Annotated in this window: 17 protein-coding genes; 12 read left to right on the top strand and 5 right to left on the bottom strand. The window is 71.7% G+C overall.

Annotated elements, in window-relative coordinates:
- Window positions 1-65 precede the first annotated feature (65 nt).
- On the top strand, window positions 66-683 hold the full coding sequence (locus ACFYY8_RS34295) for a class I SAM-dependent methyltransferase (RefSeq protein WP_390048272.1): 618 nt from the start codon (window positions 66-68) through the stop codon (window positions 681-683).
- A gap of 26 nt (window positions 684-709) precedes the next feature.
- Here the strand turns inward: ACFYY8_RS34295 and ACFYY8_RS34290 are convergent, their stop codons facing one another.
- Window positions 710-1,396, bottom strand: a complete 687-nt coding sequence (locus tag ACFYY8_RS34290; RefSeq protein ID WP_390048270.1) for a gamma-glutamyl-gamma-aminobutyrate hydrolase family protein — start codon at window positions 1,394-1,396, stop codon at window positions 710-712.
- Window positions 1,397-1,866: 470 nt separating this feature from the next.
- On the opposite strand from ACFYY8_RS34290, the gene ACFYY8_RS34285 reads away from it, so the two are divergent.
- Together ACFYY8_RS34285 and ACFYY8_RS34280 are read left to right on the top strand one after the other, a co-directional pair.
- Complete coding sequence (locus ACFYY8_RS34285) at window positions 1,867-3,009, top strand: globin domain-containing protein (protein WP_390048268.1); 1,143 nt, start codon at window positions 1,867-1,869, stop codon at window positions 3,007-3,009.
- A gap of 67 nt (window positions 3,010-3,076) precedes the next feature.
- The gene (locus tag ACFYY8_RS34280) at window positions 3,077-3,394 is read left to right on the top strand and encodes a molybdopterin synthase sulfur carrier subunit (protein ID WP_390048266.1); all 318 of its coding nucleotides are present in this window, start codon (window positions 3,077-3,079) and stop codon (window positions 3,392-3,394) included.
- 22 nt (window positions 3,395-3,416) lie between these two features.
- On the opposite strand, the gene ACFYY8_RS34275 is transcribed toward ACFYY8_RS34280, so the two are convergent.
- Window positions 3,417-3,833 (bottom strand): nuclear transport factor 2 family protein, encoded by a 417-nt coding sequence (locus ACFYY8_RS34275; RefSeq protein ID WP_390048264.1) that lies wholly within the window; start codon window positions 3,831-3,833, stop codon window positions 3,417-3,419.
- Between the two features lie 110 nt (window positions 3,834-3,943).
- On the opposite strand from ACFYY8_RS34275, the gene ACFYY8_RS34270 reads away from it, so the two are divergent.
- The 6 genes from ACFYY8_RS34270 to ACFYY8_RS34245 all read left to right on the top strand — a co-directional run bounded on the left by ACFYY8_RS34270 (window position 3,944) and on the right by ACFYY8_RS34245 (window position 11,726).
- On the top strand, window positions 3,944-4,522 hold the full coding sequence (locus tag ACFYY8_RS34270; RefSeq protein WP_390048263.1) for a TetR/AcrR family transcriptional regulator: 579 nt from the start codon (window positions 3,944-3,946) through the stop codon (window positions 4,520-4,522).
- Window positions 4,523-4,686: 164 nt separating this feature from the next.
- Window positions 4,687-5,703 carry an alpha/beta fold hydrolase gene (locus ACFYY8_RS34265; RefSeq protein ID WP_390048261.1) on the top strand — a complete coding sequence of 339 codons (1,017 nt, stop codon included), beginning with the start codon at window positions 4,687-4,689 and terminating at the stop codon, window positions 5,701-5,703.
- Window positions 5,704-5,825: 122 nt separating this feature from the next.
- Entirely contained in the window at window positions 5,826-8,681 is a 2,856-nt protein-coding gene (locus ACFYY8_RS34260) for a BTAD domain-containing putative transcriptional regulator (protein ID WP_390048259.1), read from the top strand.
- A gap of 252 nt (window positions 8,682-8,933) precedes the next feature.
- Window positions 8,934-9,299 (top strand): DUF488 domain-containing protein, encoded by a 366-nt coding sequence (locus tag ACFYY8_RS34255; RefSeq protein WP_390048257.1) that lies wholly within the window; start codon window positions 8,934-8,936, stop codon window positions 9,297-9,299.
- 119 nt (window positions 9,300-9,418) lie between these two features.
- A complete protein-coding gene (locus tag ACFYY8_RS34250; protein ID WP_390048255.1) occupies window positions 9,419-10,831 on the top strand; it encodes a choice-of-anchor A family protein in 1,413 nt (470 codons plus the stop codon).
- 151 nt (window positions 10,832-10,982) lie between these two features.
- Window positions 10,983-11,726: a L,D-transpeptidase family protein gene (locus ACFYY8_RS34245; protein ID WP_390048253.1), complete on the top strand. Its 744-nt coding sequence runs from the start codon at window positions 10,983-10,985 to the stop codon at window positions 11,724-11,726.
- Here the strand turns inward: ACFYY8_RS34245 and ACFYY8_RS34240 are convergent.
- Entirely contained in the window at window positions 11,704-13,980 is a 2,277-nt protein-coding gene (locus ACFYY8_RS34240) for an FdhF/YdeP family oxidoreductase (protein ID WP_390048251.1), read from the bottom strand. The two genes, ACFYY8_RS34245 and ACFYY8_RS34240, sit on opposite strands and share 23 nt — an antisense overlap.
- Before the next feature lie 255 nt (window positions 13,981-14,235).
- Here ACFYY8_RS34240 and ACFYY8_RS34235 point away from each other — a divergent pair, with 255 nt between their 5' ends.
- Window positions 14,236-15,546 (top strand): M16 family metallopeptidase, encoded by a 1,311-nt coding sequence (locus tag ACFYY8_RS34235; RefSeq protein ID WP_390048249.1) that lies wholly within the window; start codon window positions 14,236-14,238, stop codon window positions 15,544-15,546.
- On the top strand, window positions 15,543-16,865 hold the full coding sequence (locus tag ACFYY8_RS34230) for a M16 family metallopeptidase (RefSeq protein ID WP_390048247.1): 1,323 nt from the start codon (window positions 15,543-15,545) through the stop codon (window positions 16,863-16,865). The genes ACFYY8_RS34235 and ACFYY8_RS34230 overlap by 4 nt, the downstream gene beginning before the upstream one ends.
- 53 nt (window positions 16,866-16,918) lie before the next feature.
- Here the strand turns inward: ACFYY8_RS34230 and ACFYY8_RS34225 are convergent, their stop codons facing one another.
- Both ACFYY8_RS34225 and ACFYY8_RS34220 read right to left on the bottom strand, forming a co-directional pair.
- Window positions 16,919-18,181, bottom strand: coding sequence for an MFS transporter (locus tag ACFYY8_RS34225; RefSeq protein ID WP_390048559.1), 1,263 nt, complete (start codon window positions 18,179-18,181; stop codon window positions 16,919-16,921).
- Between the two features lie 66 nt (window positions 18,182-18,247).
- A complete protein-coding gene (locus ACFYY8_RS34220) occupies window positions 18,248-18,853 on the bottom strand; it encodes an energy-coupling factor transporter transmembrane component T family protein (protein WP_390048245.1) in 606 nt (201 codons plus the stop codon).
- A gap of 110 nt (window positions 18,854-18,963) precedes the next feature.
- Between ACFYY8_RS34220 and ACFYY8_RS34215 the strand changes: the two genes are divergently transcribed.
- A partial coding sequence (locus ACFYY8_RS34215; RefSeq protein ID WP_390048243.1) for a helix-turn-helix domain-containing protein occupies window positions 18,964-19,349 on the top strand: 386 nt, incomplete at its 3' end.

The raw sequence follows: 19,349 nt of genomic DNA, 5'->3' as shown, positions 1-19,349 counted from the left end.
GACGGAAGGAAAATCAATCGGATTACGGGGTCATTCCGCCCGCTTCAGCCTCTACCCTTCACAGCATGACCAAAGACACCACGCTCTTTCTGGGGCAGTGGCTACGCTCCCCGGGAACCGTTGGGGCGGTGGCGCCGAGCTCACGGCGGCTGGCCGAGACGGTGACCACCCCGGTCCCCCAGCGGGGCGATCCCGTGATCGTCGAGCTGGGCCCGGGGACGGGGGCGTTCACCGCGGAGATCCAGCGGCGGCTGAACGGCAGGGGTCACCACCTGGCCGTGGAGATCAATCCCGCGCTTGCCTCGTTCCTGTCGGAGCGGCACCCGAAGGTGGACGTGGTGGTCGGCGACGCGGCGCGGCTGCCCGAGATGCTGCGTGAGCGCGGTCTTGAGAAGGCCGACGCCGTCATCAGCGGCCTGCCCTGGGCGGCCTTCTCCGCCGACACCCAGACACGCCTGCTGGACGCCGTCGTGGCCACCATGAGCCCGCACACGGCCTTCACGACCTTCGCCTACAGCTTCGCCAAGCGCATGCGGCCCGCGCAGCGCTTCCGGCGCCGTCTGCACGAGACCTTCGAGGAGGTCGTCGTCGGCAGGACCGTCTGGGGCAACCTTCCCCCGGCCTTCGTCTACCACGTGCGCAGGCCCCGGGCCCTCGACACCGCCGGCGCCTCCGACCGGTGACGCCTCTGTGACACCCCCGGGCACCCTCAGTGCGCCGCCTGGACCAGTGCCTCGAACAGCCGGTTGTCGCCGGTGCGCTCCGGATGCCACTGGACGCCGACGCAGAAGGGGTGCCCCTGAAGCTCGACCCCCTCGACGATCTGGTCGTCGGCCCACGCGACGGCGAGCAGTCCCTCTCCCAGCCTCTTGACGGCCTGGTGGTGCGGCGCGGTCACCTCCGCGTGGTCGCCGACCGCCTTGCCCAGGCCGCTTGAGACGCTGATCTGGATCAGGTGCTCCTGGCCCGCGGCGGAGTGACGGTCGTGACCGACCTCGCCGGAGAGCCACGGGATCAGCGAACCGCCCTGGGCGACGTTGAGGACGTGCATGCCCCTGGCCACGGCCAGCAGCGGCAGGCCCTCCCGTACGGCGGCGCGGGCGAGGGCGAGTTCGAACCGGTCCCGGTGGGGCTGGGGCGCCCCCGCGCGGCCCTCGGGGGCCGCGCCGTACAGGGAGGGGTCGAGCGCGCCGCCGCCCGCGAGGACCAGTCCGGACAGACGCCGCACGTGGTCGCCGGCCGCGGCCGGGTTCGTCGGCGGGACCAGTACGGCGATCCCGCCCGCCTTCTCGATCGCGCGCACGTAGGAGGGGGGCGACAGGACGGCCTCGCGGACCCAGTCGCCCCAGCGGGCGGCCTCAAGGTAAGCGGTGACACCGATCAGGGGTCGGGGCATGTGGAACTCCAAGGGGGCCATGCGACGGCGGCGTCCCCGTTCCGGGCGGCACCCGTCCCGTCTTCAGCAACTCCCCCATCATGGCGCACCCTATTTCGGTTATGTCACGCTTTTGAAGGTCTCAGTGTCATCTCACCGCGCCGTCGCCACGCCGGGGGCGGGACGGGCCACACCAGGCAACACGGCAAAAACCCACACAAGGGATAAATAACAAACTTCGGATAAATGCGATTTTTGACTACCCAGGCCACCCCTATAGCACGATCGCCAAAAATAGTCTCGCAATTACAGATAGTTTGAATTTCCGCCATATTGCTGAGAACACGTTGTGAGCCTCACATGGTGATGGAAGACTCAAATTCGAGCGCTCTGGTGCGCCGGGGCCGCAGGACGCTCATCACCCGGGTCCGTCAGGAGGTAGGTCTGCGTGATCGGACATTCGATCCGGTCAATTAGGGTGGGTTCCGTCCATGTCCTTGAATCCGCGTCTCGTGAAGGAAAGCTTCGCCGTCATCGAACCCGTCGCGGACAAGGCCGCCGCGTATTTCTACGGCCGTCTGTTCGCGGAGAACCCGCACATGCGGGCCATGTTCCCCCCGGCGATGGACGTCCAGCGCGACCGCCTGTTCGGCGCGCTGACCAGGATCGTGTGGAGCCTCGACAGCCCCGACGGCCTGTCGTCGTTCCTCGGCGAACTCGGCCGGGGCCACCGCAGGTACGGCGTGCTCCCCGAGCACTACACCACGCTCGGCAACGCCCTGCTGGCCACGGTGCGGCGCTTCGCCGCCGAGGTGTGGAGCCCCGAGACGGAGGCCGCGTGGCTGGCCGCCTACACCGCCGCCGCCGACATCATGATCACCTCCGCCGAGGAGGACGCCCGGACCTCGCCCGCCTGGTGGACCGCCGAGGTGATCGGTCACGAACTGCGCGCCCCGGACATCGCGGTGATAACCCTGCGGCCCGACGAACCACTGCCGTACCTGCCGGGCCAGCACGTCGACGTGCAGACCGCGCGCTGGCCGCGGGTGTGGCGCCCGTTCTCCATCGCCAACGCGCCCAGGCGGGACAACACCGTCCGCCTGCACGTCAGGGCCGTCCCCGGCGGCTGGGTCTCCTCCGCCCTCGTCGGGCACACCCGGATCGGGGACACGGTGACGCTCGGCGCGCCGGGCGGCACGATGACGCCGCCAGAGCGCGGACGTGACGTCCTGTGCGTCGCCGGGGGCACCGGCCTGGCCCCGCTGAAGGCCATCGTGGAACACGTGATCACCTCGGACGCCGCCCCGCCCCGTGTCCGCCTGCTGTACGGCGCCCGCACCTCACGCGAGCTCTACGACCTGCCCGACCTGATGAGGATGCGCTCACGCGTGCCCAGGCTCGAAGTGGTGCCCGTGGTCTCCGACGAGCCCCGCTACGGCGGTGAACGGGGGCGGTTGCCCGAGGTCGTCGACCGCCTGCGGCCGTGGGCCGGGCACGAGGTCTACGTCTGCGGACCTGACGACATGGTCGAGGAGACGATCCTCAGGCTCCAGCGCGGCGGGGTCCCGCCCGCGGACATCCACCGGGACCGCCCCCAGGAGGGACGACGCCGGGACGCCCACTCCCATACCTGACCGGCTGAGCGCGGGACGCGGCGTCCCGTGCCGTGACAGCATGAGGCCGCATCGGAAAGGAAGAACGTTGACCAGGTCCGCCACACTCGTCACCTTCGTGTTCCCCTCAGCCCTGGGGCGCTGGGCGGGCGACATGGTCGAGCTTCGCGTCTTCGCGGTCGCCGACCGCGACGGCGGCCGCCCCACTCTGGGGGCCGCCCTCGACACGCTCTGCCGTACCCACCCGTCGCTCGAGCGCAGGCTCCGCGACGACCACGGGCGGATGCGCCGTCACATCAGCGTGTTCGTCTGCGGCGAGAACGCCAAGGGGCTCGGCGGGCTCGCCTGCGCTCTTCCCCCGGCCGCCGAGGTCCACCTGCTCCCCGTTCTGCCCCGGGTGCGCTGAGCGCGCCCTTCCCCACGCGGGGTCAGCCCGCTCCGAGGGCCCGCGCGATGCCCGCGGTGTCCTGATACTCACGCCAGAGCGCCACCCGGCCGTCGCGCGCCCTGAGAACCCCCACGAAGGGAAGGCTCGCGCGGCGCCCGGTACGGGTGGCGACCCCGGTGAGCTCGTACTCGACGACGATGACCTCGGGGTCGGCGGTCTCGTGGACGGCCAGCAGGCGGAAGCCGTCGAGCCGCGCGGGCAGGGCCGCCCTGCGGGGGGTGACGAAGGCCAGCACCTCCTCACGCCCCTGGACGCGCCCCGGGGTACCGGGCGGCGCGAAGGGCATCTCCAGCACGACGTCGTCCGCCAGGAGGTCCCCCTCCCCCTCCGCTTCCCCCTCTGCGAGGCCGAACCAGTGCGACCGCATGCGCTCGAACAGCTCGTGGGGACCGGACATGACGGTTCTCCCTCCGTTACGGCGGATAAGATGAGTCCCTACTCACTTTCAATATGGTGAGTCGAGACTCACTTTGTCAACGCCGGAGACGCCGGAGGGACACCGACCCGATGAGCACGCCGAAACCACCGGGGGACGTCAGGGGGCTGCGCGCCGACGCCCGCCGCAACCGGGCCAGGATCCTGGCCGCCGCCGAACAGGTCTTCGCCGAGAAGGGGCCGTCGGCCTCGACCGAGGAGGTCGCCGCCCGTGCCGGGGTCGCGGTCGGCACGGTCTTCAAGCACTTCCCCGCCAAACGGGACCTGCTCGCGGCCATCATGAAGGACCTGTTGTCACGGCTCTCGGCGGAGGCCGGGGAACTCGCCGAGCGCGCCGACCCCGCGACGGCGCTGTTCTCCTTCGTCGCGGGGATCGTCGAGCAGGCCGCGGGCAAGAGGACGGTCGTCGCCCTCCTGGCCGAGTCCGGGACCGCCGTCGGGATCGCCGACTCGCTGCGGCTCCTCGGCGAGGAGATCGGCAGGCTCCTCACCGGCGCGCAGCGGGCCGGGGCGGTGCGCGCCGACGCCCGCCCGGACGAGGTGCTCGCCCTGCTCACCGCCCTCTGCCAGGGGGCGCTGCACGCGGGCTGGGACGCCGACCTGCGGCGCCGTACCCTCGCCGTCGTCTTCGACGGGCTCCGCCCCAGGTGACCCCGGACCGCGCCGCGGGCTTGTGGCGCGGTGGGCGCGGGGGCGGGTACGGCGTGAGGAAAGGGCAGGTCAGATCCCTGCCTGCCTCCTGATTGTCCGGAGTGTCCCGGTTACCATGAGGGGGTTGGGACGGCCGGGACCGGTGGTCGGCGAGGGAGGCCACGATGGACTACGACGTGTTCGAGCTCGGGGACGTGCGGCTGCAGAACGGCGCGACGCTACCCGGCGCGAAGCTCGCCTACAAGACGTACGGCGAGCTCGACGCCGACAAGGGCAACGCGATCGTCTACCCCACGTGGTACTCGGGCCAGCACTACGACAACGAGTGGCTGATCGGCGAGGGCATGGCCCTGGACCCGTCGAGATACTTCATCATCATCCCGAACATGTTCGGCAACGGCCTGTCGTCGTCGCCGAGCAACACCCCGCCGCCGCACGACAGGGCGCGCTTCCCCGACGTGACGATGTACGACAACGTCGAGGCGCAGTACCGCCTGGTCACCGAGGTGTTCGGCATCGAGCGTCTCGCGCTGGTCACCGGCTGGTCGATGGGAGCGGGCCAGACCTACCAGTGGGCGGTCAGCCATCCCGAGATGGTGCGGCGCATCCTGCCCTTCTGCGGCTCGGCCAGGACCAGTCTGCACAACATCGTCTTCCTTGAGGGGGTCAAGGCCGCGCTCACCGCCGACTCCGCCTGGAGGCACGGCTGGTACACCGAAGAGCCCTGGACCGGCCTGCGGGCGCTGGCGCGGGTCTACGCGGGCTGGGGCTTCTCCCAGCAGTTCTACCGGGAGAGGACCTACGAGCGGGACCCGTTCGACTACGGCTCGCTTGAGGACTTCCTCGTCGGCTTCTGGGAGGGGCTGTTCGTCAAACGCGACGCGAACAACCTGCTCACCATGCTGTGGACCTGGCAGAACGCCGACATCGGCAAGACCCCCGGGGCCGGCGGCACCGAGCAGGCGCTGTCCTCGATCAGGATGCCCGCGATCATCATGCCCGGCCGGCAGGATCTCTACTTCCCGCCGGAGGACAACGAGTGGGAGGTCTCCCACATGCCCTCGGCCGAACTGCGGGTGATCCCGGGGTCGTGGGGGCACTTCGCGGGTGGCGGCCTCAACCCGGTGGACACCGCCTTCATCGACGACGCGCTCAAGGAACTGCTCGCCCGGGACGCCTGAGCCGCCGGCCCCGCCGTACGAGGAGGCATGTGGGGCCGTGCGGCGGTAGCGTGTGGCGCGCCGCCTCCGCCGTCCGAGGACCGGACGGCGGGCTCGTCCGGTTCCGCGTCACAGGTGATGGTGTGAGATTTCGTGTACTCGGCCCGCTGACCGTAATCTCCCAGGGCCGGGAGGTGCCGGTCGGCGGCAACAAGCTGCGTGTCGTGCTGGCCGGTCTGCTGCTGCGCCCCGGTGAGACCGTCCCGGTCTCCCGGCTTGTCTCCTGGCTGTGGGAGGAGGAGACGGACGACCCCGCCAGGGCCAGGGCGACCGTGCACAGCTACGTCAACCGGCTGCGGCGGCAACTGGAACCCGGTGAGGTCATCCGTACCCTTCCCGACGGTTACCGGGCCGAGGTCGACGCCGGGTCCCTGGACCTGCTGCGGCTGCGCTCCCTGGCGGAGGGCGGGCGCCGGGCCGCCGCCGCGGGCGACCTGGCCACGGCCTCGCGGGCGTTGTCCGAGGCGGCGGGGCTGTGGCGGGGCCCGGCGTTGTCCAACGTGGACTCGGCCGTGCTCCACGACCAGGAGGTCGGGCCGCTCACCGAGGAGTGGCTGCGCCTGCAGGAGGAGCGCCTGGAGATCGGGCTGCGCACCGGCGGGCACGCCGAGCTGGTCACCACGCTGCGCGAGCTGACCCGTGCCCACCCGCTGCGGGAGCCGTTCTGGGAGCTGCTGATGCTCGCGCTGCATCGCTGCGGGCGTCACGCCGAGGCGATCCAGGCCTACCACTCGCTGCGTGAGCTGCTGGCCGAGGAACTCGGTGTCGATCCCGCCCCCTCGTTGCGCGCCGCCTACCAGGCGATCCTGACGGGTGAGTCACCCGACCGCTCTCCGCGGGCGCCCGCCGCCGCGCCGCGTGAGGAGGCCCCCGTCCCCGTTCCCGTCCCCCGGCAGCTGCGGCCGGACACGCCGGGTTTCGCCGGCCGCAGGACCGAGCTGGCCGCGCTCGACCTGCTGCTCGGGAAGGACGTTCCCACGACGGGGCCGAGGATCGTCTCCCTCCAGGGGACCGCGGGGTCCGGCAAGACCGCCCTGGCCGTTCACTGGGCGCACCGGATCTCCGACCGCTTCCCCGACGGGCAGCTCTATCTCGACCTGCACGGCTACGGCCCCGAACCGCCCGTCGACCCTGCCAAGGCCCTGGAGACGCTGCTACGGGCCCTCGGCACCCCGGCGGGCCGGATTCCCGCCGGTCTCGACGAGCGCTCCGCCCTGTTCAGGACGCTGCTGAGCGGCAGGCGGACGCTGCTGATGCTCGACAACGCGGGCAGCAGCGAGCAGATCCGCCCGCTGATCCCCGGCTCCGGCGGGGTGGTCGTCGTCACCAGCCGCAACCAGCTGCGCGGCCTCGTCGTCGAGTACGGCGCGCGGCGCGTCGTACTCGACCAGATGTCCGAGCGGGAGGCGACGGAACTGCTGGCCGGGGTCCTCGGCCGGGACCGGGTCGCCGCCGCGCCGGAGGCGGTCGCGGAGGCCGTCGAACGGTGTGCCCGTCTTCCGCTGGCGCTGCGCATCTTCGCCGAGCGCGCGGCGCGTTTCCCCGCCGTGCCGCTCGGCAGGCTCGTCGCCGACCTGCGGGACGAGGCGACCCGGCTGTCGGCGCTCGACGCCGGGGACGGCGGGCACACCGACCTGCGCACGGTCTTCTCGTGGACCTACGGCGCGCTTGAGGAGGACGCGGCACGGCTGTTCCGGCTCCTCGGCCTGCACCCCGGGCCCGAGGTGAGCTCAGGGGCCGCGGCCGCGCTGATGGGCGCGGGCCTGGCGGAGGTCACCCCGCTGCTCGACCGGCTCACCGCCGACCATCTCCTCAGGTCCCGTTTCCCCGGCCGGTACGACTTCCACGACCTGCTGCGCGACTACGCCGCGGAACGGGCCGGGGAGGGAGAGGACCGGCGGGAGCGGGAGGCCGCGCTCGGCCGGGTGCTCGACTGGTACCTGCACGCGGCCCGCGCCGCCGCCGAGCACCTGCCGCCCGCCGTGTGGGACTCGGGACACGGGCCGGTTCCTCCCGGGCTCAGCCTGCCGAGCTTCGGCGGCCCCGAGGAGGCGGTCGACTGGTACGAGGAGGAACTGCCCAACCTGATGGCCGCCGCCCGGCGCGCGGCGTCGCTCGACCGGCACGAGGCCGCCTGGCGGATTCCCCGGTTGCTGGCCTCCTTCCTCGACCTGCACGTGCCCGGAGAGGCCTGGGCCACCGTCTTCCGCGTCGCGGCCGAGGCGAGCGGACGGGCGGGCGAGCCGTACGAGGAGGGGTTCGCCCTCAACCACCTGGCCTGGGTCAGCGCGTTGCTCGGCAGGCCGGAGGAGGCCGTCGCGCACTACGAGGAGGCGCTGGCGGTGGCCCGGCGGATCGGGGAGCCGGGGCTTGAGGGGGACGTCCTGGTCAACATGGGCGCCACCTACTTCAGGCTCGGCAGGTTCGCCGACTCCGCGTCGTGCTACGGCCGGGCGCTGGAGATCGCCAGGCTGAGCGGCGACCGGCGTCTTGAGGCCGAGACGCTCAGCGACCTGGCCAGGAACGACAACGAGCTCGGCCGCCATCACGAGGCGCTGGCCGGCGCACGGGCGGCGCTCGACGGCTACACCGAGCTCGGTGACCGTTATCGCGTGGGTGAGGCCTTGCGCGTGCTGGGCACGGCCAACGCCGGGCTCGGCCGGCACGAGGAGGCCTCCGCCCTGCTGTCGCAGGCGCTGCGGGTGATGCGGGAGTTCGACGACCGTCTGGACGAGGCCGAGATCCTGGACCTGCTCGGCGAGGTCCTGCGCGACTCCGGCGACCACGAGGCGGCGCGGGCGCACTGGCGGGAGGCCGCGGAGATCTTCGCCGAGCTCGACGACGACCGGGCCGCGGCCGTACGGCTGCGCCTGGCCGAGGCTGAGAACCGGGGAGGGGCGCACACCCCCGTCCACCCCTCCCCGGCCCGGATCAGGTGATGCGGACGCCGTCGTCCCGCACCGCGTCCCCGTGGCCGGCGCCCCCGCGTCCGGCGAACGTCCGTGCCGGGTCCGACGGTCCCCGCGTGACGGCACACATGGTCATGTCCATTCGTCCTCGTCTTTCTTGTCTCGGTGAGGCGTTTCGGTGAGGCGAGGACGAATCTAGGAACCTCCTCTGGCAGATCCCTCACAAAATCCTCATAACCCCTCGTACGGCTTCACGGCACCGGCGGCGGGTAGGTCCGGAGGATGGGGAGTATCACGATCAGCAGGGCGTACGATCCCGAACCCGCCACGGGGGCGGTCTTCCTCGTGGACGGGATGTGGCCGAGGGGCGTGCGCAAGGAGGACCTCAAGCTCGACGGCTGGACACGCGACGTCGCGCCCTCACCGGAGCTGAGGACATGGTTCGGGCATCGTCCCGAGCGGTTCGCCGAGTTCCGTGACCGCTACCTGCGGGAGCTTGAGGCCAACCCGGAGGCCGTACGGCCGTTGCTCGACGCCGCGAGGAAGGGGCCGGTCACTTTGCTGTACTCGGCGCGGGACACCGAGCACAACAACGCCGTGGTCCTGCGGGACCACCTGCGGCACCTGCTCGCCACGGTCCCGCACTGATCTTCACCTTGCTTTTCCCCGTAGATCGCAAACAGTGACCAACCAGGGGGATTCCATCACGGAAATGATCATGTTCCCGCTCAGGATGAGGAGGACTCGTTCGGAAAAAGGAATCGATCATGCTCCCAAAGATGCGACGGCCCGGGAAAAGCCGGGTTTTCAGCCGCCCTTCGCTGCTGACGGGAGGTGCCGGGGTTCTCGCCGTCGTGGTGGGAGGCGTCATCGCGCTTCCCGCCGTCATGGCCGCGACGCTGCCCTTCGGCCTGGGCCCCTGTGTACCGGGTAGCTGCCCCTCCCCCTTCCCCCCGGTGAACAACGGGCCGTTCGCGGGCCGTGACAACGCCATCAACACCTTCGTCGGCGGCGACTTCCTGGTCCGGGGCTTCGCGGCCGAGGCCGAGGGCCGGGCGGTCGTGCTGGGCGACTTCGACCAGAACAAGAACGCCACTGCCTCCCCCGCCTACAACGTGGGCATCGCGGGGGTCGGCTCACGGGTGCCGCCCCCCGACGGGGCCGACTTCCTGACCACCGGCGGATCGGTCACCGTCGCCCCGGGCCAGCGCCTCCTAGCCGATGGCGGGGTGGTACGGCACGCGGGTCCTCTGACGGGAACGGTCACCGGAACCCTCGTCGAGGACCCGGACGCGGCGGCTCCCTATCTGGACCTGGTGCCCGCGCTGCAGCAGGCCAGCCGGTGCTACGCCGACTCGACCGGCAACCCTCCGAGCACGCCGACGGGGACCGCGGTGAACCAGGGCGCCCAGACCCTGTTCACCGGTGACGGCACCTCCGCGCTCCAGGTCTTCAACGTCGACTTCGACCTGACCGGCCCCGGGGGCTCCATGCAGGGCATCGTGTTCGAGGGCATCCCCGCGAACGCGACCGTCCTGATCAACATGCTGGGTGCCAGCCGTACGATCAACACCTTCAGCGGCGACATCGCCGACGCCGACCCGTGGAACGCGCTGCGTGAGCGGTCGCTGTGGAACTTCCCCGACGCGACCACGGTGAACCTGCAGGGCAGCGGCAACTTCCAGGGCAGTGTCCTGGTGGCCGACCCGGCCAGCACCACGACGCTGAGCATGCCGGGCTTCAACGGGCGGCTGTTCGTCAACGGCTCTCTCACGCACACGGGGAACGGCGGATACGAGATCCACGCCTACCCCTTCAACGGGGACCTTCCCGACTGCGGGACCCCGACCCCTACTCCCACGCCCACCCCGACACCTACTCCCACGCCCACGCCCACGCCGACACCAACGCCAACGCCCACTCCGACCCCGACCCCTACTCCGACCCCGACGCCCACGCCCACGCCGAGTCCCACCCGGACCCCGCGTCCGCCCAAGCCTCCGGTGGAGGGTGGAACGGGAGGACAGGCCGGGAAGGTGTGGACCCACAACCGGCACCACTTCGACGGCGGCCGTCACTGGTCCGGCTGCCACCGGCCGGTGTGCCATGGCCGGGGTCCCGGGGCGATCCATGAGAAGCGCCCGCTCCTGCGCATGATGACCTCCCGCTTCCTGTCGTAGAGGTCCACGGGGAGGTCCACGGGCCCGGCGGGCACCCCCCGCCGGGCCACGTCCCTCCCGGCACGAACACCACTGGAAAACCCGTCAACTCCATGCCGTTGCGGGAAGATCACCGGGAACATCCGCTCCCGGCAACGGACAGGCGTGAACCATGCGTACCGTCGGCCGCTGTCTTCTGGTCGTGCTCACCGCCCTCACCCCGGCCGCGCTCGTGTCCACGGGACCCGCCCACGCGGACGACACGCCTCCCGCGGCGGCCGGGAAGCCACCGCAGGCCCTGCGCTTCGGCGTCTCCCTGCAGGAGGTCCGCCAGGTGAAGAGGCGCCTGCGCGAGCTGGGGTTCGCCCCCGGCGCCCCCGGTCCCGAGTACGACTCCGCCCTGCGCATGGCCGTGTGGGCCTTCCAGAAGGCCAACGGGCTGCCCGCCCTCGACCGGGTGGACGCGGCCACCTGGCGGGCGATGGCCAGCCCCGCGCGAATCAGGCCGCTGGTGCCCGAGGGGAGCCCCTCACGGGTGGAGATCGACCTGACCCGCCGGCTGCTCACGGTGTGGCGGGACGGCAAGGCCGTACTCGTCAGTCATGTCTCGACCGGTGCGCGCAAGTCCTACTGCGACCGGGGGCACTGCGGGTTCGCCGACACGCCGCCCGGCGACTTCACGGTCGGCGAGCGGGTGCGCGGCTGGTCGACCGGCCCCCTGGGGGCGATGTACTACCCGGTCTACTTCAACGGCGGCATCGCCGTGCACGGCTCCACGCTCGTGCCGCGCCGTCCCGCCTCCCACGGGTGCGTGCGGGTGCCGCTGCACAACGCCATACCGCTGTTTCGCATGCTCCGCCCGGGGGAGCCGGTCCACGTCCGCCGCCCGGTGCTCAGTCGGGCCGGACGAGCCTGACGACCACGCTCTTGGAGGTCGGGGTGTTGGAGGTCTCCGCGACGGAGTCCAGCGGCACGAGCACGTTGGTCTCGGGGAAGTAGGCCGCGCAGCACCCCCGAGCGGTCGGGTAGGCGATGACGCGGAACCGCTCCGCCCTGCGTTCGCCGTCCGGCCACTCGCTCACCAGGTCCACCGTCTCACCGTCCGCCAGGCCGCGTTCGGCCAGGTCGTCCGGGTTGACGAAGACGACCCTGCGCCCGCCGCTCACCCCCCGGTAGCGGTCGTCCATGCCGTAGATCGTGGTGTTGTACTGGTCGTGGCTGCGGACCGTCTGCAGCAGCAGCCGTCCCTCGGGGACCCGCAGCACCTCAAGCGGGTTGACGGTGAAGGTGGCCCGGCCCGTCGCCGTCGGGAAACGCCGCTCGTCGCGGGGCGCGTTGGGCAGCGCGAATCCGCCGGGAGCGCGGACCCGGGTGTTGAAGTCGCCGAAGCCGGGCACGACCCGCGCGATGCGCTCCCTGATCGCGTCGTAGTCGGCCTCGAACTCCTTCCAGGGCACATGCGGGTCGTCCTCGAAGAGCTCGCGGGCCAGGCCGCAGACGATCGCCACCTCGGGCAGCAGGTCCGGCGAGGCGGGCCTGAGCCTGCCCCGGGAGGCGTGGACCATGCCCATGGAGTCCTCGACCGTGACGAACCGGTCGTTGTCGCGTTCGGTACGGCCCAGCGTCGGCAGGATCAGCGCCCGCTCGCCGCAGACGGCGTGGGAGCGGTTCAGCTTCGTGGAGACCTGCACGGTCAGCCTGGCGCGGCGCAGCGCCGCCTCGGTCACCTCGGTGTCCGGCGTCGCCGCCACGAAGTTGCCGCCCATCGCGAAGAACACCTTCGCCTCGCCCGAGCGCAGCGCCCTGATCGCCTCGACGGTGTCCAAGCCGTGCTCGCGGGGCGGCTCGAAGCCGAACTCGTCGTGGAGCGCGTCGAGGAAGGCCGCGGAGGGCTTCTCGTAGATGCCCATCGTCCGGTCGCCCTGGACGTTGGAGTGGCCCCTGACCGGGCAGACCCCCGCCCCGGGGCGGCCGACGTTGCCGCGCAGCAGCAGGAAGTTGACCACCTCCCTGATGGTGGCGACGGAGTTCCTGTGCTGGGTGAGACCCATCGCCCAGCAGACGATCACCGACTTCGCGCCGAGCACGTCGCGGGCGGTCTCCTCGACGGCCCCGCGGTCGAGCCCGGTCGCCTCCTCGACCTCCGCCCAGTCCAGGGCACGGGTGTCGGCCGCCCACTCCTCGAAGCCGTGGGTGTGCTCCTGGACGAACGCGTGGTCGACCACCGTGCCGGGGGCGGCGTCCTCGGCCTCGAGCAGCAGCCGGGACAGCGCCTTGAACAGCGCCAGGTCACCGTTGAGGCGGATCTGCAGGAACCGGTCGGCCAGTGTCGTGCCGCGCCCTGCCAGCCCCGAGGGGCGCTGCGGGTTCTTGAAGCGCAGCAGTCCCGCCTCGGGCAGCGGGTTGACCGCGACGATCCGCGCCCCGTTCCGCTTGGCCCGTTCCAGAGCCGACAGCATGCGCGGATGGTTGGTGCCGGGGTTCTGGCCGACCACGAAGACGAGGTCGGCGCGGTGCAGGTCCTCCAGTGAGACCGTGCCCTTGCCGATGCCCAGGGTCTGGGTGAGGGCCGAACCGCTCGACTCGTGGCACATGTTGGAGCAGTCGGGCAGGTTGTTGGTGCCGAAACGCCGCACGAGGAGCTGGTAGACGAACGCCGCCTCGTTCGAGGTGCGGCCCGAGGTGTAGAAGACCGCCTCGTCGGGGCCGCCGAGCCCGCGCAGTTCCTCGGCGACGACGCCGAAGGCCCGCTCCCAGGTGATCGGCTCGTAGCGGTCCGCGCCCTCCGGCTTGTACATCGGCTCGGTGAGCCGCCCCTGCTGGCCCAGCCAGTAGTCGGTGTGCCGGGCCAAATCTCCGATGGTGTGGGCGGCGAAGAAGTCACGGGTGACCCTGCGGGTCGTGGCCTCCTCGGCGACCGCCTTGGCGCCGTTCTCGCAGAACTCCGCCGGGCTGCGATGCCCGCCCTCCGGCCAGGCGCAGCCGGGGCAGTCGAAGCCGTCCTTCTGGTTGACACGGGCCAGGGTGAGGAACGTACGGCCCGCGCCCATCTGGGCATAGGACGTCAGCAGCGACCGGGTCACCCCGGGGATGCCCGCCGCCCACTCCTTGGGCGGGCCGACCTCCAGCCCGTCCTCGTTGACGTCCTCTCGCGGAGCCTTCCTGACCATCCCGGACCTTCTTTCCTCACGTGCCGCCCGGCAGCTGGCGGACCTCGCTCTCGAAAGTCTCGCACGACTGTCCGGGAAACGGACAATCCAGACGTGATCAGGGAGCCACTTCCGCCCCGGGCTCCGACTGGGAAGACTGGGGAGGCATCTGCCCGGCGATCACGAAAGGACACCATGGCAGCGGGAGAACCGATCGGCCAGGACGGCTTGACCCCCCTCTTCGGGCACGCGCCCGAGGTCGGGGGGTAGCCGCGAATGCCGACGTCAAACCTCATCCGGCCGCGCACCGGCTACCGGGTCGAGCGCCTCACCCTGGACAACGGGCTGCGGGTCGTGCTCGCCCCCGAGCCGGACTGCCCCGTGACCGGGGTCGCCGTCGTGTACGGCGCCGGCATCCGGTCCGAGCCGCAGGGCCGTACCGGATTCGCCCACCTGTTCGAGCACCTCATGTTCCAGGGGTCGGAGAACCTGGAGAAGCTCGCGCACTTCCGGCACATCCAGGGAGCCGGAGGCACCTTCAACGGCTCGACCCACCTGGACTACACCAGGTACATCCAGACGGTTCCCGCCAACGCCCTCGAACGGGTGCTGTTCCTCGAGGCCGACCGCATGCGCGCTCCGCGGATCACCCCGGAGACCCTGCGCAACCAGGTGGACGTGGTCAAGGAGGAGATCCGGGTCAACGTCCTCAACCGTCCCTTCGGCGGTTTCCCGTGGCTGCGGCTCCCCCCTGTGATGTTCGACACCTTCCCCAACGCGCACGACGGCTACGGCTCCTTCACCGACCTGGACGCGGCCGGGGTCGATGAGGCCGAGGAGTTCTTCGACCGGTACTACGCCTGCGGGAACGCCGTGTTGTGCGTCACCGGTGGTTTCTCCGTGGAACAGGCCGAGGTGCTCGTCAGGCGGCACTTCGGCGACGTGCCCGCGCGCCCGGCGCCGCCCGCGCCCGTTCTGGCGGAGCCCGATCTCACCGCGGCCCGGCATCACTCCTACGTGGACGCGGCGGCGCCGACCCCCGCGGTCGCGGCGGCGTGGCGGGTGCCCGACCCGGTTTCCGACCTGACGGGCTATCTGCCGTACGTGGTGCTGTCCGAGGTGCTCACCGACGGCGCCTCCTCGCGTCTGGTCTCCCGGCTCGTGCTCGGGGACCGTCTGGCCACCGGCGTCAGCGGCTACGTGGGGTTCATGGGCGACCCCTTCGACGTCCTCGACCCCACGGCGCTGCTGCTGCAGGCCAACCTGCCCGCGGGCGGGTCCGCCGAACAGGCGCTCGACGTCATCGGCGAGGAGACCGAGCGGCTGGCCGCCGAGGGCCCGGCCCCCGAGGAACTGTCGCGCGTCCAGGCGCGGATGACCGCTCTGCTGCTGCGCGAGGGGGACACGATGATCGACCGGGCGACACGGCTGGCCGTGCTGGAGTTGCAGCGAGGCAATCCGGCGCTGCTCAACGAGCTGCCCGCGCTGCTGTCCTCGGTGACGGCCGAGCAGGTCGGCGCGGCCGCCGCCAGGCTGGTCCCGGACCGGCGGGCCTCGGTCGAGGTCGTGGCGGGGAGGGGCCGATGAGCGCCCAGGCCGTACGGCCCCTGCCCGATCTGGAGCCCGCCGTTCCTCTGGTCCTGCCGCCGCAGGCGGAGGCGGTGCTGCCCTCGGGGCTGACCGTGGTGGCGATCGCCCGCCGTACCACGCCGCTGGTCGAGGCGCGGCTCTGGGTGCCTATGGCGGAGGTGGACATCGCCGAGGGCGCCCTGCTGGCGCAGACGCTGTTCTCCGGCACGGGGACCCGCTCGGCCGCTGTGATCGCCGAGGAGACGCAGGCCGTCGGCGGCAGTCTCGACTGCGGGGCGAGCCCCGACAGGTGGCTGGTCAGCGGAGACTGCCTGGCCTCCGGTCTCGACCGGCTGCTGGAGGTGCTCGCGGACGCGCTCTGCGACGCCCGGCACCCCGACCATGAGTTCTCCGTCGAGCGGGACAGGCTCGCCGACCGGTTCCGGGTGACGCTGAGCCAGCCGCCCGCGCTGGCCAGGGCCGAGCTGCTGAAGCGGGTCTACGGCACCCATCCGTACGCGGTGGAGACACCCGATCCTGAGCGGGTCGGCGCGGTCGAGGCCGAGCAGGTGCGCGCCCTGCACGAGCGGCGGATGCGTCCCGACGGCGCCGTCCTGGTGCTGGTCGGCGACCTTGACCCCGACGAGGCGATCGAACTGGCCGGGCGCAGGCTCGGGGCGTGGGCCGGGAGCGGGCACAAGGTGACGATGCCGCCCGCCCCGTCACCGGTGCCGGGACCGCTGCTGCTGGTCGACCGGCCGGGCACGCTCCAGTCGTCGATACGGTTCGCGTTGCCGGCCCCCGGCCGGGACCACCCGGACAGCGCCGCCATGCAGCTGGCCAACCTGATCTTCGGTGGTTACTTCTCCTCCCGCTGGACGGAGAACATCCGCGAGGACAAGGGGTACTCCTACGGCCCCGGTTCGATCGTCGACCACTCGCTCGGCGGTTCCGCCGTGATGCTCTCCGTCGACGTCTCCACCGAGGTGACGGCTCCCGCGCTGGTCGAGACCCTCTACGAGCTGGGCAGGATCGCCACGTTGCCGCCGGAGCCTGAGGAGGTCGAGCAGGCCCGGCGGTACGCCATCGGCACGCTGCAGGTCGCCACGGCCACCCAGGCCGGGCTGGCCAGGTTCGCCGGGACGCTGGCGGGGTTCGGCCTGCGGCTGGACCACCTGGCGCGGCGCGTCGAACGGCTCACCGCGGCCACGGTCGAGGACGTGCACCGCGTGGCCTCGACCTACATGGGACCGGGCCGGGCCACGGCGGTGCTGCTCGGGGACGCCGAGCGCGTCGAGCGGAGCCTCACCTCGGTCATGCCCGTCGAGACCAGGTGACACATCCACGGTCCCGCAGCGCCCTGGGCGGGACCGTGGGTTCGACCTCAGGTTCAACCGATGGTGGCCGTGTCGATCCGCCACCGGGCCGTGTACCAGCGGACGAGCTGGGGCAGCAGGAGCAGCGGCATCAGGGCGGCGGCCGTCCCTGTGGCGGCGCGCAGCCCGAACACCGTGGCCAGCGCTCCCCCGGCGAAGGAACCCACCAGGCCGCCGACCTGCAGGAAGGTGCCCGCCAGCGCCATCACCTTGGCCACCTCACCGTCCTTGGCCGCGCTCTGGAGGGTTCCGTAGACCGTGGCGGCCATGACGGTGCCGCCGAGGCTGCCCGCGAGTTCGAACAGGACGACCGCGGCGGCTCCGGAGACGCCGGGGCCGGAGAAGGGCAGTGCGAGCAGGGAGCACATGGAGACGGCGGTGCCGAGCGCCAGCGTCCGTCCAGGGCCGTGACGGCCGATGACCCTGCCCAGCAGGAGTCCCCCGCCGACGCCGCCGACCGCGCCCAGGCCGAGCAGCAGTCCGATCGGCGTCGGTCCCAGGCCGAGTTCCCGCACCAGGAACAGGACGAGGATCGGCTGCATGATCCCCTGGGCGACGCACAGGGTGGCCAGTGCCTGCACCCCGGACCGGCGGCCCAGAGCGCGGGCCAGCCGTACGACCTCACCGAGGGTGCCGCGTGATCTCTCCCTCGGGGCCCGCTCGGAGGGGGGCGGCGTCCTGACCCGGGTGAGCAGCGCCGCGGAGAGCAGGAACGACAACGCGTCGGCCAGGACGACCAGGGGGGCGGCGAGGACCGCCATCAACATCCCGCCGGCCGCGGGGCCGCCGATGTCGGCGACGCTGCGGGTCGCGTTCGTCTTCCCGTTGGCGTCGACGAGGTGTTCCCTGGGGACGATCTGCACCAGGATCGGGCTGGACAGCGCCGACTGCAGGCCGCGGACCAGTGAGGAGACCCCGACCAGGGCCAGCAGCGCCGGATAGTTCAGCGAGCCCAGCCACCACAGCAGCGGGATCGCCCCCATGACCAGCGCCTGGACGACGTTGCAGCCGATGAGCGGCGGCAACCGCCGGTGCAGCGTGTCGGCCCAGGCCGCGGCGGGAACCCCGGCGAGCATCGCGGGCGCGAGCTCCGTCACCACCAGCCAGGTCATCTGCCCCGGCGTGGCCCCGACGGTCAGCACGGCGACCAGCGGGATGGTGACCATGCTGACGGCGGTGCCGAACTGCGAGACTCCGATCGCCGACCAGTAGGCCTTGAATCCACGGTCAGGAAAGCCCTCGGCCACATTTCCCTCCGGACGCGTGGTGACGGTCACCGTCAAGATCGCCCACACGATAGCCGAGGAGGATCTGGATTTTTCCGCTTTTATAGAGATCTGTGGTCAGTCGTCCAGACCGCGGGCGCTGAGAGCCTCGCCCAGGGTGTCGGCGTGCCGCAGGGCGCTCACCACCAGCGGTACGGCGAAGGCCCGCACGCTCCACTCGGTGCCCCTGGCGCGCTGCGCCTCCCTGACCCGGGTGGCCAGCCCGGCGACGACGGGCACGCTGCGCAGGGTGAGGGAGAGCAGCAGCGACAGGCGGAAGGGATCGGCGCCGACGAACCTGACGGGGGCCAGCAGGCGTTCCAGGGTGGCCATCATGACCGCGGTGCGTGTGGTGAGCGTGACCAGCCCGGCCAGCGCGACGGCGAGCAGGACGCGGAGCACGGACGACAGCGCCCCCGCCCAGCCGTCCAGCAGGTACTGCATGGCGAACAGGACCACGGCGAACCAGCGGACCGGCCTGATCTGCGCCCAGGCCGCCGTGGCGCCGACCCCGGAGAGCACGTACAGCAGCGCCACGACGAGCGCCGCCCCCACCAGCGCCACGGGCGGGCGCAGCAGCAGGAGCGCGGTGCACGACAGGGCCAGGCCGAGGAGTTTGGCCCCGGCGGGCAGGCGGTGCAGGAACGAGTCCCCGGGAACGTAGGCGCCGGTGAGCAAGTTCACCAGGCACTTCCAGCGCGGATGCCCCGTCCTTCAGGGCGGGCAGGAAGCGCGGAACGGTGCCGCATGGTGATCTCCGGGTTTTGTCGGTGGGGTTCGGTAGGTTGATCGGCGTGTCCCGCTACCGGCTCTGTCCGACGCCTGCTCAGGAGCAGGCGCTGGCCGAGCATTGCGGGCATGCCCGGTTCGTGTGGAATCTCGCCGTCGAGCAGCACCGGCATTGGAGGCCGGGCCGGAAAAGCGCTCCGGGGTTCGCCGAGCAGTGCCGTCAGCTCACCGAGGCCTGCGCCGCGTTCGACTGGCTGAGGGCCGGGCGCTGGCATGTCGCCTTCGCCGCGATCCCCGCCCCGATTCCCGGACCGGGCACGGGTGAGGTGATCGGGGTGGACCGGGGGGTTGCGGTATCGGCCGCCCTGTCCACCGGGGAACTGCTCCACGCGCCTGGTCTGCGCGAGGCCGAGCAGGCCCGGCTGCTGCGGTTGCAGCGCAAACTCGCCCG

It is taken from the genome of Streptosporangium sp. NPDC001559 (assembly GCF_042893955.1).
Lineage (GTDB): Bacteria > Actinomycetota > Actinomycetes > Streptosporangiales > Streptosporangiaceae > Streptosporangium.
This window is presented reverse-complemented; position numbering and strand designations above follow the sequence as displayed.

Bases quoted from the DNA above. Each gene is read 5' to 3' on its own strand.
- ACFYY8_RS34295 (WP_390048272.1), top strand. From the start codon at position 66: ATGACCAAAGACACCACGCTCTTTCTGGGGCAGTGGCTACGCTCCCCG.
- ACFYY8_RS34290 (WP_390048270.1), bottom strand. From the start codon at position 1,396: ATGCCCCGACCCCTGATCGGTGTCACCGCTTACCTTGAGGCCGCCCGC.
- ACFYY8_RS34285 (WP_390048268.1), top strand. From the start codon at position 1,867: ATGTCCTTGAATCCGCGTCTCGTGAAGGAAAGCTTCGCCGTCATCGAA.
- ACFYY8_RS34275 (WP_390048264.1), bottom strand. From the start codon at position 3,833: ATGTCCGGTCCCCACGAGCTGTTCGAGCGCATGCGGTCGCACTGGTTC.
- ACFYY8_RS34270 (WP_390048263.1), top strand. From the start codon at position 3,944: ATGAGCACGCCGAAACCACCGGGGGACGTCAGGGGGCTGCGCGCCGAC.
- ACFYY8_RS34265 (WP_390048261.1), top strand. From the start codon at position 4,687: ATGGACTACGACGTGTTCGAGCTCGGGGACGTGCGGCTGCAGAACGGC.
- ACFYY8_RS34255 (WP_390048257.1), top strand. From the start codon at position 8,934: ATGGGGAGTATCACGATCAGCAGGGCGTACGATCCCGAACCCGCCACG.
- ACFYY8_RS34250 (WP_390048255.1), top strand. From the start codon at position 9,419: ATGCTCCCAAAGATGCGACGGCCCGGGAAAAGCCGGGTTTTCAGCCGC.
- ACFYY8_RS34245 (WP_390048253.1), top strand. From the start codon at position 10,983: ATGCGTACCGTCGGCCGCTGTCTTCTGGTCGTGCTCACCGCCCTCACC.
- ACFYY8_RS34240 (WP_390048251.1), bottom strand. From the start codon at position 13,980: ATGGTCAGGAAGGCTCCGCGAGAGGACGTCAACGAGGACGGGCTGGAG.
- ACFYY8_RS34235 (WP_390048249.1), top strand. From the start codon at position 14,236: ATGCCGACGTCAAACCTCATCCGGCCGCGCACCGGCTACCGGGTCGAG.
- ACFYY8_RS34230 (WP_390048247.1), top strand. From the start codon at position 15,543: ATGAGCGCCCAGGCCGTACGGCCCCTGCCCGATCTGGAGCCCGCCGTT.